This is a genomic window from Proteiniclasticum sediminis (assembly GCF_018128025.1).
GTDB classification, from domain to species: domain Bacteria; phylum Bacillota; class Clostridia; order Clostridiales; family Clostridiaceae; genus Proteiniclasticum; species Proteiniclasticum sediminis.
On sequence record NZ_JAGSCS010000045.1, the window covers coordinates 1 to 2,438 of the forward strand.

Annotated in this window: 2 protein-coding genes; both read left to right on the plus strand. The window is 45.0% G+C overall.

Annotated features, from left to right (window positions below; translation table 11 throughout):
* Positions 1–152 precede the first annotated feature (152 nt).
* On the plus strand, positions 153–1,700 hold the full coding sequence (istA, locus tag KCG48_RS14385) for an IS21 family transposase (protein ID WP_211802870.1): 1,548 nt from the start codon (positions 153–155) through the stop codon (positions 1,698–1,700).
* A complete protein-coding gene (gene istB, locus KCG48_RS14390; protein WP_211802871.1) occupies positions 1,693–2,424 on the plus strand; it encodes an IS21-like element helper ATPase IstB in 732 nt (243 codons plus the stop codon). The genes istA and istB overlap by 8 nt, the downstream gene beginning before the upstream one ends.
* Positions 2,425–2,438 lie beyond the last annotated feature (14 nt).

Here is a 2,438-nt window from a genome sequence, read left to right on the forward strand (position 1 = left end):
TGTAAATAGTAAAATAAAGTATACCAATTTTGGACACTAAAAAGGTACCAGTTTCTGCCACGAAGTATACCACTTCGTGCCAGGAAGGGAACCACTTCTCGTCAGTTGTGTGATAACCTCTATGATATATGGCTATCAGGAGGTATTACTAGATGAAGGAGTTAGAAATGTACAGTAAGATTAAACAACTAGAGCAGAAGGGGTTTACGGAAAGACAGACTGCCAAGATACTCCGGATTAACCGGAAGACAGTATCAAAGTATCGCAAGATGACCTTAGATGATTACATGGATAATGTAATCGCCATCCGAAAGTTAAGCGCGCTTGAAAAATTGAAGCCGGTGGTCCTTGACTGGTTACAGACCTATCCCAATATGACAGCTGCACAAGTTCATGATTGGTTGCTCGAACATTATGGAACGTTAGATGTCTCCCCGCGAACGGTAAGCCGATATGTGCGAAACCTTAGGCTCGACTATCATCTTCCGAAGAAAGCCATCCCTCGAAGCTATGAAGCTTCTGATGAGGTTCCTATGGGATATCAGCTTCAGCTGGATTTTGGCGTGAAGAATATGCCGCTTCCGGATCGGCAGGGGCATCGGAAAGTATACTTTGCCGGCATGGTATTTGCACACTCGAGATACAAATGGGCTTACTTTCAAACAAAGCCGTTTACCTCAGGGGATCTGATTCGCGCGATGAACTATGGGTTTGCGCACTTTGGCGGTATCCCCAAAGAAATTGTGGTAGACCAAGACAGCATCATCGTCGTGAGCGAAAATCGTGGCGATATCATCTATACGTATGAGTTTGAACAGTATAAGAGCCAGCTTGCGCTGGACATCCGTGTCTGCCGAAAGGCAGATCCAGAGTCCAAAGGTATGGTGGAAAGCACTGTAAAATATATTAAAGGGAACTTTCTCCCTTATCGATACTTTATGGAAGAGGACATGCTGAATGAAGCCTTTCTGGCTTGGCTCGAAAGAACCGGAAACGCAAAAGTCCATGGAACCACAAAAAAAGTACCGGCTCAAGTGTTTGAATTAGAACGCGAACACTTAAGGGCGGTACAATCTAAGATATATAACCTCAGCCCTAGTATAGTTCGAACTGTCCGAAAAGACAATACCATACTTTATAACAGCAGCCGATATTCCTTACCCCTGGGAACCCATGAGAAGTACCCTACCGTATCCGTAATCGTGCAGGAAGACACGCTTTCCATTTATGACCGGTTTGGAGACATTCAACTGGCTTTGCACCCGATCAGTCTGCTCCCTGGGAAATTGGTAAAAGCATCGGATCACCGTAGGGAGAAGTCAGCGACGCTAGATCAAATGGAAGAAGAGATTCTTCTGCTGCTGAACGGTCCGATGAAGGATCAGTGGCGCCCCTATCTAAAGCTGATCCGGGAGCGCAAGCCCCGGTATTATCGAGATCAACTGATGCTGCTCAAACAGCTTCTGCAATCAACCACTGTAGAGGTTCTGGAAGATGCCATGCTTTATTGTGGCATTAGAGAACTGTACAGCATTAATGACCTAAAGAGTGTGGTGGAGTATATGCAGCAACAGGAGTCGATTGAAAATGAGGCCTGCAGTGCGATACGACCACTCCATCATCGAAACATCGCGAATCTCCATATTCAAAGACGCCAGGTCTCGGATTATGAATTTTTAGGAGGTGGCGGTGATGAGTAAAATTCAGCAGTCTATCGCACGATTGACTACGGAATTAAGGCTGAAACCACTCAATTATAATGAGCTTTTCCGGGAAGGGCTGACGCCCTTGGAAAGCGTCGAAACATTTCTTCAAGCTCAACTTGCATTAAAGGAAGCTCGGACAACGGAACTTCGATTAAAGCGATCTTATTTACCGCCAAAGAAAACATTGAAAGAGTTTGATTTTGGGTTCCAACGGAGCATCACCAAAGAGCAGATGCTTCGGCTAACCGATTGCTCCTGGATCGACGAAGCTTACAACATCATGTTTCTTGGCCCACCTAGCGTGGGCAAGACGCATCTTGCAACGACTTTAGCCTATGAGGCACTAGAACGAGGCTACAGTGTCTCTTTTGTCAGCTTAGATGATTTGATCAGGCAACTCAAAACTGCTGAAATTGCGCCTTCTTCAAAGCGTCGCCTGAACTACTACAAGAAATCAGATTTGATTATCATTGATGAAGTCGGATTTCTTCCCGTGACCAATTCTGAGGCAAATCTGTTCTTTCGCTTTGTTAGTGCCATGCATGAGAAAACGTCTTTGGTTATCACATCCAATAAAAGCTTCAGCGAATGGGCTGGTTTCTTAGGGGATGAAGTAATCACCACTGCCATCCTCGATCGGCTGGTCTTTAAGTGTGAAATCTTCAACATGAGTGGTGATGGATATCGGCTCAAGCACAGAAAATCAATATTAGACTAAATCAAACACACAAC

What these genes read in the sequence shown, in the direction of transcription:
- istB (WP_211802871.1), top strand. Translation starts at nt 1,693, where the DNA reads ATGAGTAAAATTCAGCAGTCTATCGCACGATTGACTACGGAATTAAGG.
- istA (WP_211802870.1), top strand. Translation starts at nt 153, where the DNA reads ATGAAGGAGTTAGAAATGTACAGTAAGATTAAACAACTAGAGCAGAAG.